The organism is Micromonospora sp. NPDC004540 (assembly GCF_040610095.1).
Taxonomy (GTDB): Bacteria; Actinomycetota; Actinomycetes; order Mycobacteriales; family Micromonosporaceae; genus Micromonospora.
The window spans coordinates 1-13,198 of sequence record NZ_JBEXLR010000056.1 but is presented as its reverse complement, the minus strand read 5'-3'; the positions used below and the strand labels follow the sequence as shown (position 1 = coordinate 13,198).

Sequence of the window (13,198 nt, the reverse complement as noted above, 5' to 3'; positions counted from 1 at the left end):
GAAGGCGACGAACGTGGGGCGGGAGGGGCAACGGCGTCCGGCGTGGCCGCGCCCACCCGGTCCGGCGCCGGCCGAGCGCCGGGTGACGCCGTTCGAGATCTTCTTCGACCTGGTCTTCGTCTTCGCGCTCACCCGCATCATGGCGCTGATCGGGCAGCAGGCCACCCCGACCACCATGGTGCAGGGGCTGATCCTGCTCGTGCTGCTCTGGATCGCGTGGTCCTCGTACACCTGGTTGGGCAACCACACGCGGGCCGAGGTCGGGGTGGTCCGCGGCGGGTTCCTGGTCGCGATGGCGGCGCTGTTCGTGGCCGCGCTGGCCATGCCCGAGGCGTGGACCTCCGGGCCGGGCCTGGACGGTCCGCTGCTCGTCGCGCTCGCCTACGTCCTGCTCCGCGCCGTCCACCTGGCGCTCTACCACTGGGCGGCGGCCGGGGTGCCCGGGCTGCGGGCGCGGATCCGGTTCTTCGCGGCGGTCAGCGCCGTCAGCTGGGTGCCGCTGCTGCTCGGCGCGCTGGTGAGCGGGACCGCGCACGCGGTGCTGTGGGTGGCGGCGTTCGTCGTCGAGATCGGCGGGCAACGCCTGTCCTACGCGCGGCGCGGCACCTGGCCGCTGCGCAGCGCCAGCCACTTCACCGAGCGGCACGGCCTGGTCCTGATCATCGCGCTCGGTGAGTCGGTCGTCGCCGCCGGGGTGGGCGCCGCGTCGGCGGTGACCGCGCTGCCGGTCCTCGGCGTGGCGCTGGTCGGCTTCGCGGTCACCGCCTGCCTGTGGTGGTTGTACTTCGACCGCGCCGGGCCCGCCGCCGCCCGCGTGCTCGCCACGGCGACGGGGGACCGACGGGACCGGATCGCCGCGGACGCGTACAGCCAGACCCACCTGCTGCTGATCACCGGGGTCATCTACCTGGCGCTCGGCATCGAGCAGGTGCTCGCGCTCGTCGCCGGCGGCCACGGCGGCGACGAGCACGTCGAGGGCGCCACGATGACGTGGTCCGCCTCGGTCGCCCTGAACGGCGGCGCCGCGCTCTTCCTGGGCGGCCGGCTGCTCTTCCTCCGGCTCACCGGGCAGCCGGTTCCGACGGCGCAGCGGACCGTCCTCGTGCTGACCCTGCTCCTGCTGCCGCTCGGGGTGGTGCTGCCGCCCGCCGCGGCGCTCGGCGGGCTCGGCCTGCTGCTGCTCACCGCGGTCGCCGTCGAGCGGCGGTCCGGGCGGCGGCACACGGATACCGAGTGATCAACGACTTCCCGTCCCGGGTTTGAACTTCCCGCCGAGCGGAGAAGTGCAGGTCGCGCGGGCAGGGTGGCCCGCGCGTTCACGGGAGGTGGCCATGTCACGGAGACTGCGGGCGACGGCGTTGGCCGGGGTGCTGACCCTGGCGATCAGCGGCTGCGGCGGGGTGGGCGGCGGAGGTGACTCCGGCGGCGGGGACGCCAAGGGCAGCGGTGCGCTGAGCACCATGGGTTTCGGCCTGTCGGACGAGATCGCCAAGACCCGGGTGGACGCCTTCAAGCGGGACCACCCCGACGTCCAACTGAAGATCACCGAGGGCGCCTTCGACGAGCAGCAGTTCCTCTCCGCGGTGGCCTCCGGCAACCCGCCGGACCTGGTCTACATGGACCGCAAGCTGATCGGCACGTACGCCAAGCGCGGCTCGATCCAGCCGCTGACCGACTGCGTGGCGAAGCAGCAGATCGACCTGGGGCAGTTCCGGCAGGCCGCCAAGGACCAGGTCACCCTCGACGGCAAGGTCTACGGCATCCCCGAGTTCTCCCAGGTGCGGGTGCTCTACCTCAACGAGGCGCTGCTCAAGCAGGCCGGACTCACCGCCGACGACGTGAACCTCGCCGACTGGGGGAGCCTGCCGGCGGTCAACGCGAAGCTGGCCAAGGTCTCCGGCGGCCGGCTCAGCCGGATCGGCATCGACCCGAAGATCCCCGAGTTCCTGCCCATGTGGGCCAAGGCCAACGGCGCCGAGATGATCTCGGCGGACGGCGCCAAGGCCAACCTCACCGACCCGAAGGTGGTCGAGGCGCTGACCACCGGCGTCACGCTCATCCAGGACCAGGGCGGCTGGGGCAAGTTCAAGTCCTTCCGGGACACCTTCGACTTCTTCGGCGCGCAGAACCCCCTTTCGAAGAACCAGATCGCCGCGTGGCCGATGGAGGAGTGGTTCCTCAACCAGGCCGCCAAGAACAGCCCCAAGGCCGAGTTGGTGGTGAAGCCCTTCCTGGACCGGCAGGGCAAGCCGCTGAGCATGTCCTCCGGTCAGGCGTGGGTGGTCACCAAGGGGGCGAAGAACCCGGAGGCGGCCTGCGCCTTCGTCAAGCAGATGACCGCCACCGACACCTGGTTCGCCGCCGCCAAGGCGCGGGCCGAGGCGCGCAAGGCGGCCAACCTGCCGTTCACCGGCGTCTGGACCGGCAACACCGCCGCCGACAAGAAGATCTTCGACGAGCTGTACCAGCCGACCGGCAACAAGCGCTTCGACGACGCGGTGGCCACCATCCGCGAGGCCCAGGACGCCGCGTTCGCCATGCCCGCCTCGCCGGCCGGCGCCGAGTTCGACAAGGCCTGGACCGACGCGGTGAACCGGGTGCTCTCCGGGCAGGCACAGCCGGCCGAGGCGCTGGCCCGGGCCCAGCAGGAGGCGACCGCCGCGCTGGACAAGGCCGCGGGCTGAGCCCGGCCATGGCCACCACCGTCACCCCTCCCGTCCCGGGCCGGCGGCGCCGCACGCCGCTGGCCCGGCGGGAGGCCCGCTGGGCGTACGTCTTCCTGGCGCCCTGGATCGTCGGGTTCCTCGTGTTCACCGCCGGTCCGATGGTCGCCAGCCTCTGGCTCAGCTTCACCGAGTACGACGTGATCAACGCCCCGCGCTGGAGCGGGCTGGACAACTATCGGCAGCTCGTGTCGGACCCGCAGGTGGCGCGCAGCCTCGGCAACACCGTCTACTACACGGCGCTGCACGTGCCGCTCGTGATGCTGATCTCGCTCGGGCTGGCGCTGCTGCTCAAGCGGGTCGGCCGCTGGCAGGGCTTCTTCCGTACCGTGTTCTACCTGCCGGTGATGACCCCGGCGGTGGCCGTGGGCATCCTGTTCCTGCTGCTGCTCAACACCCAGGACGGCCTGATCAACCGCGGCCTGGCGCTGCTCGGGATCGACGGGCCGAGCTGGACCACCGACCCGGGCTGGGTGCTGCCCGGCATCGTCCTGATGAGCCTCTGGAGCCTCGGCTCCACCGTGATCATCTACCTTGCCGCGCTGCAGAACGTGCCCCGCGACCTCTACGAGGCCGCCGACCTCGACGGGGCCGGCCCGTGGGCGCGGTTCCGCCACGTGACGCTGCCGATGATCTCCGGCTCGCTCTTCTTCACCCTGATCGTCAACACCATCGCGTCGCTGCAGATGTTCACCGAGGTCTACACCATGTACTTCGGCAACCGGCAGACCCAGGGCACGTTCAACAGCGACGCGGCGTCGTTCTACGTGATCCATCTGTTCCAGGAGGCGTTCCAGTTCCTGCACATGGGCTTCGCCTCGGCGATGGCCTGGCTGCTCTTCCTGATCATCCTGATCATCACGGCCGTGCAGGTGAAGCTGAGCAACCGGTTCGTCTACTACGAGGGGGAGGACCGGTGACCACGACGAGCCAGCCGGTGGGCACCGGCGTCGCGAGCACGGTGGTGGCGCCGGTGGCGGCGCCCCGACCGGCTGCCGGGGAGGACGGCCGGCGACCGCGCTGGCAGCGGATCCTGTTCGTCGTCGCCCTCGTGGGCGCGGCCGTCATCTTCATGGTGCCGTTCGTCTGGCTGGTCAGCGCCTCGCTGCGCCCCCGGGAGTACGTCTTCGCCCCGGGCTTCCTGCCCACGCCGTTCGCCCCGGACAACTACGCCGAGGCGTGGCAGGCCATGCCGCTGCTCACCTGGCTGTTCAACAGCGTGGTGGTCGGGGTGGCGGCCGCCGCTGCGGCGACCCTGTCCAGCGCCTGGGTGGCGTTCGGGTTCGCCTACTTCCGGTTCCCCGGCCGGAACCTGCTCTTCGGCCTGGTGCTCGCCACCATGATGCTGCCGTTCGCGGTCACCATGATCCCGACCTACCTGATCTGGAACCGGCTCGGCCTCATCGACACCCAGGTGCCGCTCTGGGCCGGCAACCTCTTCGGGTCGGCGTTCTACATCTTCCTGCTGCGGCAGTTCTTCCTCTCCCTGCCCCGGGAGTACTTCGAGGCGGCCCGGGTCGACGGGGCGAGCTATCCGCAGCTGTTCTGGAAGCTGGCCTTCCCGCTGATCCGCCCGGCGCTGCTGGTGGCGTTCGTCTTCGAGTTCAAGGCGAGCTGGACCGACCTGATCAAGCCGCTGATCTACCTGCGCAACGAGCAGCTCTACACCCTGCCCCGCGGGCTCAAGGTGATCCTCGACCGGTTCGGGTACGGCGGCGAGCAGCAGTGGGAGATCGTGCTCGCCGGCAGCGTGATCGCCACCGTACCCATGATCATCCTGTTCTTCCTGGCCCAGCGGCACTTCGTGGAGGGCATCGCCACCACCGGCCGCAAGGGGTGAGCGGCGTCAGCCCGCCGGCTCGTCGAGGAAGGCCAGGGTGGCCGCGGCGAACAGGGGCGAGCTGAAGATGCTGTAGTGGGTCAGCCCGGGCAGGATCGCCAGCGCGTGCCCGCCCTTGGGTCGGCCCTCGCCCGCCCAGCCGCCGTCGCGCAGGCCGCCGTCGAGCAGCCGGAACACCTCCACGTAGTGGCTCGGCGGCGCCATGTCGGCGTCGGCGGCGACGATCAGCGTCGGCACCCGCAGGTCACCGACCTCCTCGGTGAGGTCGAAGTCCTCCGCCATCAGCGCGCCGATCTTGTCGAGCAGCCGGGGGAAGTCCTCCGGGCGCGGCGCCACCCGCTGGTAGAGCTGGTACATCGGGGTGTCCGTCATGAACTGGGCGGCGGCCCCGGTCACCTGGCCCTGCTGCGCCCGCATCTCCGGGTAGATCGCGTCCGACCGCACGTGCGCGGACGCCGCCACGAGCCGGCCGAGCTTCTCCGGGTGGGCCACGGCGGCGCGCAGCGCCACCCCGCCGCCGAGCGAGTAGCCCACCAGGTTGGGCCGGTCCAGCCCGAGATGGTCGATGAGCGCGGCGATGTCGTCGGCCATGGTGCGCAGGTCGAGCGGGCGGTCGACGTCGGCGGTGCGGCCGTGCCCTTGGAGGTCGACGGCGATGACCTGGTGCCGCGCGGCCAGCGCGGGCAGCACCGGCCCGAACATCTCGCCCGACCCGAGCCCGCCGTGCAACAGGATCAGCGGGTGCCCGGCGCCGTGCGTCTCGTAGTAGAGGTTGATGCCGTTGACCTCGGCGTATCGGCCGACGCCCGCGACGTCGGCGGTCCAGTCGGTGGCGGTCACGGTGGCGCTCCTCCCGTCCGGGGATGGTGGCGGGGCGGACCCCGACGGCGCCGGCCGCGAGGTCACGGACTGCGGTCCCACCCTACGAGCCGGAGCGGCTACCCGCTGTCCCGCCGCGCCGGGTCAGGAGAAGTGTGTCCGCGGCCGGGCGAGGCGTTCCCCGTCCACGACCAGGTCGACCTTCTCGTTGTAGAAGGCCACCAGCCCGGCGATCGGCAGCAGCGCGGCCGTGGGGAATTCGTACGACCAGGCCAGGTCCGGGTGGATCCGGTCGCCGGCGCGCACCGACCAGTAGTCGCTGGTGCGGCCCTTGTACGGGCAGGCGGTCCGGGTCCGCGACGGCACCAGGTGCCGGAATCGGACGTCGGTGCGGCTCAGGTAGTAGCGGGTCGGCAGGCCGGTCTCGAACACCAGCACCGGCGAGGTCGACTCGGCCAGCACCGTCCCGTCCAGCTCGACCCGGACCCGGCGGGTGGAGCGCAGCGCGTCCACCCGGGCGTACGGGTTGCGGGGGTGGACGAACACCTCCTCGTCCTCCTCGAACCAGGCGTCCAGTGCGGACCAGTCGAACCGGATGGTGTCGGCCAGCCCGGGCGGCGCGTCGGCGCCGTACCACCGGGCGCACGAGGCCCGGGCGAACTCGCCGATCCGCAGCCCGTGCAGCCGCGCGGCGCCGCGCGGGGTCTCCTCGGTGCGTCCCTCGTCGACCAGCAGGTCCCGGCGGACGTCGGCGGCGGGGACGTAGTACTGCGGGTAGGGCGGCCACTCCCAGACGTACCGCGCCCGGCCGGTGTCCAGCACCAGCTCGCCGGCCAGGAAGGCGCGGATCCGGCGGGGCGCCGGCTCGATCCGGCCGACCTCGGCGGCCGGCTGCGGGTAATCGGGCACGGTGTCTCCTCCCGGTGGACGTCTGGCGGACGGTTCAACGAGCCGATGTGACCTGGGGCACCTTCGCCGGTGACGGGAATGAGATCAGCCGTCGGGGATTTGCTGCCAGGTGTGACCACTGCGCAGTCCTCTCCCGCCCCGACCGCCGAGACACCCGGTGACCTGATGAGCCGCGGGCAGCAGCTGCGTCTCGTGCTGGTGCTCGGCTCGCTGATCGCGATCGGGCCGCTGACCATCGACATGTACCTGCCCGCGCTGCCGGCCATCACCGCCGACCTGGAGACCACCTCGGCGGCCGTGCAGCTCACCCTGACCGGCACGCTCGCCGGGCTGGCCCTCGGCCAGTTGCTGATCGGTCCGCTCTCCGACGCGGTGGGCCGCCGCCTGCCGCTGCTCGCCGGGATCGCGCTGCACATCCTGGCCTCGCTGCTCTGCGTGGTCGCGCCGACCGTCCAGGTGGTCGGCGTGCTCCGGGTGCTCCAGGGGCTGGGCGTCGCGGCCACCTCGGTGGTCGCGATGGCCGTGGTCCGCGACCTGTTCAGCGGCGCCGCCTTCGCCCGGCTGTTCTCCCGGCTCATGCTGGTCATGGGCGCGGCTCCGATCCTGGCGCCCACCCTCGGCAGCGGGCTGCTGCGCTGGTCGGACTGGCGGGGCGTGTTCGTGGCGCTCGCCATCTTCGGGCTCCTGCTGGTCGTGGTCGCGGCGGTCGGACTCCGGGAGACCCTCCCGCCGGAGCGCCGCCGCCACGGCGGCGTCGCCGCCGTCGGCCGGGACTACCGCGCGCTGCTGCGGGACCGGACGTTCGTCGGGCTCGTGCTCGTCGCCGGGCTCGCCATGGCGGCGCTCTTCGCGTACGTGGCCGGGTCGTCGTTCGTCTTCCAGCAGCGGTACGGCCTGGACGAGCAGCAGTTCGGGCTGGCGTTCGGCGCCGGGGCGGTCGGCCTGATCACCGCCACCCAGCTCAACGTGCGGCTGCTGCGCCGGTACACCCCGCAGCGGATCCTGGTCACCGCGCTCGCCGTCGGCACCGCGGCCGGGCTGGTGCTGGTGAGCTTCGCGGCCACCGGCGTCGGCGGCCTGGCGGCCGTGCTGGCCTCGCTCTGGGTGGTGCTCGCCGCGGCCGGGCTCGCCATGCCGAACGCGCCCGCCCTGGCGCTGTCCCGGCACGGGGAGGCGGCCGGCACGGCCGCCGCGCTGCTCGGCGCGGTCCAGTTCGGCGTCGGCGCGCTCGCCGCGCCGCTGGTCGGCGTGCTCGGCACCGGCAGCGTGGCGATGGCCGCCGTGGTGGCCGGGGGCATGGCGGTGGCCCTGGTCGTGCTGCTCACCGTGGTCCGGCCGGCGCGGCTGGCCGAGGTCGAGCCGGCCGCGGTCGCCGTCGCCGTGCACTGATCCCGACCGCCGGCCCGCTGTTGCCACCGCGGCGGCGGCCCGGCGGATAGGGTCGGGAACCGTGCGGACCAAGCAGGAGCTGGGGGCGGCGATCCGGAGCGGGCGGCGGGCGGCGCTGGTGGTCAACGCCCACTCCCGCCGGGGCCGCCGGCTCTACGAGACCGTCCACTCCCGACTGCGCGCGGCCGGCTTCACGCTGCTCGGCGCCTATCCGGTCGACCGGCCCGGTGAGCTGGACCGGGTGCTCGCCGAGGCCGCCGACCTCGGGCCGGACCTGCTGGTCGCGGGGGGTGGCGACGGCACCATCGGCGCGGCCGCCCGGCTGCTCGCCCACCGGGACATGGCGCTGGGCCTGCTGCCGCTGGGCACCACCAACAACTTCGCCCGCACCGTCGGTGTCCCGCTCGACCTCGACGCCGCCGTCGCCCTGCTCACCGACGGCAAGGTGATCGACGTCGACCTGGGGCTGGTCGGCGACACCCGGTTCACCAACCACGTCGGGATCGGGCTGTCGGCCGACATCATGCTGAACGCGCCGCCCCGGCTGAAGCGGGTGGTCGGCCGGCTCGCGTACCCGCTGACCGCGCTGGGGTTGCTGGCCCGGCACCGGCCGCTGCGGGTCACGGTGCGCGCCGCGGGGCGGGAGCACGGCTTCGACACCCACCAGGTGTACGTGGCCAACGGCGGCTTCCACGCCGGCCGGCCGATCACCGCGGACGCCAACGCCGACGACCGGCTGCTGGTCGCGTACCCGGTCGGTGGGCCGACCCGGCGCGGCCTGCTGCGCGAGACGGCGCGCAACGCGGCGGCCGGACGCCGCCGGACCCTCGGTGACGAGCCGTTCCTGGCCGTGGGCCAGCTCTGGCTGGAGACCGACCGGCCCGCCCGGATCGAGGTCGACGGCGAACCGTACGGGGAGACGCCGGTGCGCATCGGGCTGGACCCGAACGCGCTGCGCCTGATGGCCGCGGCGGACAGCCCCGACCGCTGAGCGTCAGTCCCGGCGGTCCTCGTCGGGGGTCGGGATCTCCTGGTTCTGCTCCAGCGCGTCGGCCGCCGTGAGGTCGTCGCGCACGGCGTCGGGCAGACCGGTGCCGTCGCTCGGCGGGGTCAGCACGCCCTGCTCGGCCAGGTCCGCCTCGGTCGCCTCGGGCACCGCGTCGGAGATGGTGTCCGGCGGGCCGACCACCGTCTCGTCCTGCCGCTGCTCCTGCGCGTCGGCCTCCGGCGGCCGGCGCAGCGGATTCTCGTCGCCGACGCTCATCGTCCGACGCCCCGTCACCGGCTGCGCTGGACGAACGGCGCGGTCTGGTCGGCCACCTCGGCGTACTCCGCCGGAAGCTGGGCGACCGCCTGCGCGTAGTCGGCCGGGTCGACGGCGTCGCGGAGCACGTCGAACACGGCGGTCACCCCGTCCTTGGCCCGGTCGACGTCGATGTCGGCGCGCTCGCTGACCCGCTGCACGAAGACGTCGAGCCCGAACCGCTCGCCGGTCTCGCTGCCGCCGAACGCGTACGCCCGCAGCGCCTCGGGGAGCCGGGCGGCCAGATCCCGGGCCTCCCCGCCGTCGATCCGCTCCGCCAGTGTGGTCAACGTGGCCCTTGTGACGGCCGTGGCCTGCTCCGGCGACATCCCGCAGCGCTTCGCCACCGAGCCGATGAACTCGTCCTGGTCCACCTCGACGCCTCCCTCTGGGCTGGAGGAAGGCGTCTTCCCGCGCTCCGCCGCCGCAAACGACCCGGCGGCCCCCCGCACCAGCAGGTGCAGCGCGACCAGGGGCAGCACGCCGGCCGGGTACCAGAGCAGGTCGACCGGGTCGAACCGCACGCCCAGCGCCAGCCGGGCGAGCAGGCTGCGCGCCGACAGCGCGGCGGGCACCCCGGTGAGCTGGAAACACTCCACCGTCCAGCAGAAGGCGACCGCCACGACGCCGGCCGGCACCGGACGCAGCCGCGGCCACAGGAACAGCACCCCGGCGTACACCATGGACGCGTACAGGGCGGTGCCGGAGTGCTGCTCGAGCGGCCCGTCGGCGAGGGCGCGGATGGTCAGCGCCACCGCCAGGAACACCCCGGCCGACAGCAGCGCCAGCAGGCGGAGCCGGATCGACATCCGCCCGATCCTAGGGCGACGGCGGCCCCGGGACCCACCCCGGGGCGCGCCGCCCGACCGGGATCAGCGGTAGATGTGCACCGGCGTGCCGACGCCGATGGTGCTCCAGAGCCGGTTCATCGCCGGGACGGGCACCCGGACGCAGCCGTGGCTGGCCGGGTAGGTGGGCACGGAGGTCGCGCCGTGCACCGCGTAGCCCCGGTAGAAGTAGTTGGGGCGCCACAGCAGGCCGAGGTCGCTCTGCCGCCAGCCGTCGATGCGCCGCTGCACCGTCCAGTTGCCGGTCGGCGTGGGCGTGCTGGCCTTGCCGCTGGAGGCGTCCAGGATGCGCACCACCGCACCGCCCTTGGCCAGATAGAGCACCTGCCGGGTGAGGTTGGCCTCCAGCGAGTAGCCCGTGTGGGTGTACTTCGGCTTCGGGACGACGGGACGGTCGAGCGCCGCCCAGGTGCGCGGCCCGACGATGCCGTCGCGGACCAGGCCGTTGACCTTCTGGAAGGCGACGACCGCGTGGTGCGTCGACGGCCCGAAGATCCCGTCGACCCCGCCCACGTCGTAGCGCAGGGCGGTGAGCCGCTTCTGCAACGTGGTCACCGCCGAGCCCCGGGAACCCTGCCGCAGGGTCGGCTGGCTGGTGGCGGCGAGCGTGACGGCGGCGCCGGTGGCCGGGCCGGCGGCCGAGGCGGGGGCGGCCGGGACGGCGAGGCCGGCGGCGAGCAGGGCCATCCCGAGCGCGGCGCGCGCGGCGGAACGGCGGTGGCGAATGACGCGTGGTGAGACGGGAAGCATCGTTCCTCCCTTCCGAACTCCTACCGAAACGGTAGTTCGCGGAATTCGAAAAGGCTGCCCCTTCGTCCGGTTGTCGCCCGGTCAGGCCACCCGGGGCGCCGGCAGGGTCGGCAGGGCCACGCGCCGGGCCGTGCCGGAGATGTCGCCGGTGCGCTCCACGGACGGCTCCGGGACCGTGGCCGCGCCCTCGACGGCGGCCGTACCGGGCCCGGCCGCGCCGTCCCCGCCGGCCTCGCCGCGGACCGCGGCGAGCAGCGCGAGGAGCCGGTCCACGTCGTCGGTGGGCAGCCGGAACGAGCCGCGGCACAGGGTGCCGCTCCACAGCGACAGCACCACGGCGCCGCGGTCCGGGTGGTAGCTGACCCGCAGCGTCCGGTCCTCGCCGCGCAGGTCGGTGAACAGGTCCCCGAAACTGGGCATCGGTCGCACCTCTCCCATCCGTCCAGGATGCCCGCTCGCCGTGCCGACCGGAAGGGCCTCGCCCAGCCGGGTTCCCCGACCGGGGGTAGCGTGCGCGACGGAACGCACAGCGCAGGGAGGTCCGGAGAGTGCAGACGACGACCGTGGACGTGCCGACCGGCGACGGGGTGGCGGACGCCCTGCTCGTCCGACCCGACGGCGACGGGCCCTTTCCGGCGGTGCTGCTCTTCATGGACGCGTTCGGGCTGCGGCCGCGGATGGCCGAGATGGCTGGGACGATCGCCGCCCGCGGCCACGTCGTGCTGGTGCCGAACCTGTTCCACCGCTTCGGCCGCGCCCCGCTGGTCGACCTCTCCGGCCTGGGCGACGAGAACCGCCGCGGCGAGCTGTTCGGGAAGCTCTCCCCGATGATCGGCTCGCTGACCCCGGACGTGATCGCCCGGGACACCGCCGCCTACCTGGACTTCCTCGCCGCGCAGCCCGGCGTCGCGCCCGGCCCGGTGGCCGTCACCGGCTACTGCATGGGCGGCACGAACGCGCTGCGGGCCATCGAGGCGCACCCCGACCGGATCGCGGCGGCGGCCGCCTTCCACGCCGGGCGGGTGGTCACCGACGCCCCGGACAGCCCGCACCTGGGCGTCGGCGCGGTCACCGGCGAGCTGTACTTCGGCCACGCCGACCAGGACCCGTCGATGACCGCCGAGCAGATCGCCACCCTGGAGAAGGCCCTCGACGCGGCCGGCGTCGCCTACCGCTCGGAGGTCTACGCCGGCGCCCGCCACGGCTACACCCAGGCCGACACCCCGATGTACGACGAGCAGGCCACCGAGCGGCACTGGGCCGCCCTGTTCGAGCTGCTCGACCGCACCTTCCGGCGCTGACCCGGCCGCCGGCGGCCACCGGCCACGAGTGGAGATTCACCCGCGCCGCGCCGGGTAACCGCCGCCATGGCCGAGGAGCGCCCCGACACCGTCCGCTCGCCCCTGGACCGGGCCGCCGAGCGGACCGGGCGGGCGCTGGCCCACGCCCGCGCCGAGGGTGGGGCGGCCGGCCGGCTGCGGCTGCGCCAGCTCGAGGTGACCGTGGTGATCGCCCTCCAGGCCGGGCTCGCCGCCGCGCTGGCCGCGCTGCTCGCCCAGGGTCTGCTCGGGCCGGGGGCGCACGTCTTCGCGCCCGCCGCCGCGGTCGGCACCATCGCCACCGCCATCGGCCAGCGTGCCCGGCGCACCTTCGAACTGCTGGTCGGGGTGGGCCTCGGCATCGTGGTCGGCGACGTGCTGCGCGACCTGCTGGGCTCCGGGTTCTGGCAGACCGGCCTGGTGGTCGCCCTGGCCATCGCGACCGCGCTGCTGGTCGCGGGGCGCGGCGGCGCCCTGGTCGGCCAGGCCGGCGGTACGGCCGTGCTGATCGCCACCCTCGCCCCGGTCGAACCCGGCCTGGAGCTGCCCCGGATCTTCGACGCGCTGGTCGGCGGCCTGGTCGGCCTCCTCGTGGTGGCGCTGCTGTTGCCGATCAACCCGCTGCGGGTGCTGGACCGGGCGACCGAGCCGATCGTCACCACGCTCACCACCGAGCTCGACGCCGTCGCCCGGGCCCTGACCACCTCGGACGCCGACGCGGCGGTCCGCGCCCTGGAGCGGATGCGCGGGCTCGACGCCGACCTGGGGCGGCTCAACGAGGCGCTCAGCGGGGCCGAGGAGGTGGTCACCCTCGCGCCGGCCCGCTGGCGCCGGCGCGCCCAGTTCCACCGGTACGCGGATGCCGCGAAACACCTGGAGCGGGTGGTCCTGTACGCCCGCTCGGTGGCCCGCCGCTCCGCCACCGCCCTCCAGTACGGCGAGCCGATCCCGCCGGTCCTCGCCGACGCCGTGACCCGCCTCGGCGAGGCCGTCCGCGCGGTGCGCCGCGAGTGCCGGGCCGGCGAGGACCCGACCGACACCCGCCGGCTGGTCCGGGAGAGCGCCGAGCTGGCCGGCCGGGCCTGGGCGCAGGGGGTTCGCTCCTACGGCGACGGCCTGATCACCGACCTGCGCACGGCGGACAGCGAGCTGCTGCGCGCCACCGGGTGCGACCCGGACGACGCCAACCGGATGGTGCGCAAGGCGGCCGGCGCGGGCGAGGCCGAACGGCACCCACTGCTCCGGGCGCACCTGCCCCGGGCGGCCCGGCACACCCCGCGCGGCCGGCGGCGGACCCG

General features: G+C 74.0%; 14 protein-coding genes. 8 read left to right on the top strand and 6 right to left on the bottom strand.

Annotation, left to right across the window (positions count from 1 at the left end; translation table 11 throughout):
* Positions 1-82 precede the first annotated feature (82 nt).
* From ABZV78_RS19285 to ABZV78_RS19270, 4 genes are all read left to right on the top strand, one after another.
* Positions 83-1,237, top strand: coding sequence for a low temperature requirement protein A (locus tag ABZV78_RS19285; protein WP_355640321.1), 1,155 nt, complete (start codon positions 83-85; stop codon positions 1,235-1,237).
* 94 nt (positions 1,238-1,331) lie between these two features.
* Positions 1,332-2,684, top strand: a complete 1,353-nt coding sequence (locus ABZV78_RS19280; RefSeq protein ID WP_355640319.1) for an extracellular solute-binding protein — start codon at positions 1,332-1,334, stop codon at positions 2,682-2,684.
* 8 nt (positions 2,685-2,692) lie between these two features.
* A complete protein-coding gene (locus ABZV78_RS19275) occupies positions 2,693-3,643 on the top strand; it encodes a sugar ABC transporter permease (protein WP_355640317.1) in 951 nt (316 codons plus the stop codon).
* Positions 3,640-4,563, top strand: a complete 924-nt coding sequence (locus tag ABZV78_RS19270; protein ID WP_355640315.1) for a carbohydrate ABC transporter permease — start codon at positions 3,640-3,642, stop codon at positions 4,561-4,563. The genes ABZV78_RS19275 and ABZV78_RS19270 overlap by 4 nt, the downstream gene beginning before the upstream one ends.
* Before the next feature lie 6 nt (positions 4,564-4,569).
* On the opposite strand, the gene ABZV78_RS19265 is transcribed toward ABZV78_RS19270, so the two are convergent.
* On the bottom strand, positions 4,570-5,340 hold the full coding sequence (locus tag ABZV78_RS19265) for an alpha/beta fold hydrolase (protein ID WP_355640366.1): 771 nt from the start codon (positions 5,338-5,340) through the stop codon (positions 4,570-4,572).
* Between the two features lie 186 nt (positions 5,341-5,526).
* Complete coding sequence (locus tag ABZV78_RS19260) at positions 5,527-6,291, bottom strand: DUF427 domain-containing protein (RefSeq protein ID WP_355640313.1); 765 nt, start codon at positions 6,289-6,291, stop codon at positions 5,527-5,529.
* A gap of 111 nt (positions 6,292-6,402) precedes the next feature.
* Between ABZV78_RS19260 and ABZV78_RS19255 the strand changes: the two genes are divergently transcribed.
* Entirely contained in the window at positions 6,403-7,680 is a 1,278-nt protein-coding gene (locus ABZV78_RS19255; protein ID WP_355640311.1) for a multidrug effflux MFS transporter, read from the top strand.
* Positions 7,681-7,741: 61 nt separating this feature from the next.
* Positions 7,742-8,671 carry a YegS/Rv2252/BmrU family lipid kinase gene (locus ABZV78_RS19250; RefSeq protein ID WP_355640309.1) on the top strand — a complete coding sequence of 310 codons (930 nt, stop codon included), beginning with the start codon at positions 7,742-7,744 and terminating at the stop codon, positions 8,669-8,671.
* Positions 8,672-8,674: 3 nt separating this feature from the next.
* Here the strand turns inward: ABZV78_RS19250 and ABZV78_RS19245 are convergent, their stop codons facing one another.
* The 4 genes from ABZV78_RS19245 to ABZV78_RS19230 form a co-directional block, all read right to left on the bottom strand.
* Positions 8,675-8,944 (bottom strand): hypothetical protein, encoded by a 270-nt coding sequence (locus ABZV78_RS19245; RefSeq protein ID WP_355640307.1) that lies wholly within the window; start codon positions 8,942-8,944, stop codon positions 8,675-8,677.
* A gap of 14 nt (positions 8,945-8,958) precedes the next feature.
* Complete coding sequence (locus tag ABZV78_RS19240) at positions 8,959-9,792, bottom strand: DUF2809 domain-containing protein (RefSeq protein WP_355640305.1); 834 nt, start codon at positions 9,790-9,792, stop codon at positions 8,959-8,961.
* Between the two features lie 63 nt (positions 9,793-9,855).
* Positions 9,856-10,581, bottom strand: coding sequence for a L,D-transpeptidase family protein (locus ABZV78_RS19235; RefSeq protein WP_355640303.1), 726 nt, complete (start codon positions 10,579-10,581; stop codon positions 9,856-9,858).
* Between the two features lie 81 nt (positions 10,582-10,662).
* A complete protein-coding gene (locus ABZV78_RS19230) occupies positions 10,663-11,001 on the bottom strand; it encodes a hypothetical protein (RefSeq protein ID WP_355640301.1) in 339 nt (112 codons plus the stop codon).
* A 128-nt stretch (positions 11,002-11,129) separates the two neighbouring features.
* Here ABZV78_RS19230 and ABZV78_RS19225 point away from each other — a divergent pair, with 128 nt between their 5' ends.
* On the top strand, positions 11,130-11,882 hold the full coding sequence (locus tag ABZV78_RS19225) for a dienelactone hydrolase family protein (RefSeq protein ID WP_355640299.1): 753 nt from the start codon (positions 11,130-11,132) through the stop codon (positions 11,880-11,882).
* 66 nt (positions 11,883-11,948) lie between these two features.
* Positions 11,949-13,198 (top strand): FUSC family protein (locus ABZV78_RS19220; protein WP_355640297.1); only part of this gene is annotated, 1,250 nt, incomplete at its 3' end.

What these genes read in the sequence shown, in the direction of transcription:
- ABZV78_RS19245 (WP_355640307.1), bottom strand. Translation starts at nt 8,944, where the DNA reads ATGAGCGTCGGCGACGAGAATCCGCTGCGCCGGCCGCCGGAGGCCGAC.
- ABZV78_RS19235 (WP_355640303.1), bottom strand. Translation starts at nt 10,581, where the DNA reads ATGCTTCCCGTCTCACCACGCGTCATTCGCCACCGCCGTTCCGCCGCG.
- ABZV78_RS19275 (WP_355640317.1), top strand. Translation starts at nt 2,693, where the DNA reads ATGGCCACCACCGTCACCCCTCCCGTCCCGGGCCGGCGGCGCCGCACG.
- ABZV78_RS19280 (WP_355640319.1), top strand. Translation starts at nt 1,332, where the DNA reads ATGTCACGGAGACTGCGGGCGACGGCGTTGGCCGGGGTGCTGACCCTG.
- ABZV78_RS19240 (WP_355640305.1), bottom strand. Translation starts at nt 9,792, where the DNA reads ATGTCGATCCGGCTCCGCCTGCTGGCGCTGCTGTCGGCCGGGGTGTTC.
- ABZV78_RS19230 (WP_355640301.1), bottom strand. Translation starts at nt 11,001, where the DNA reads ATGCCCAGTTTCGGGGACCTGTTCACCGACCTGCGCGGCGAGGACCGG.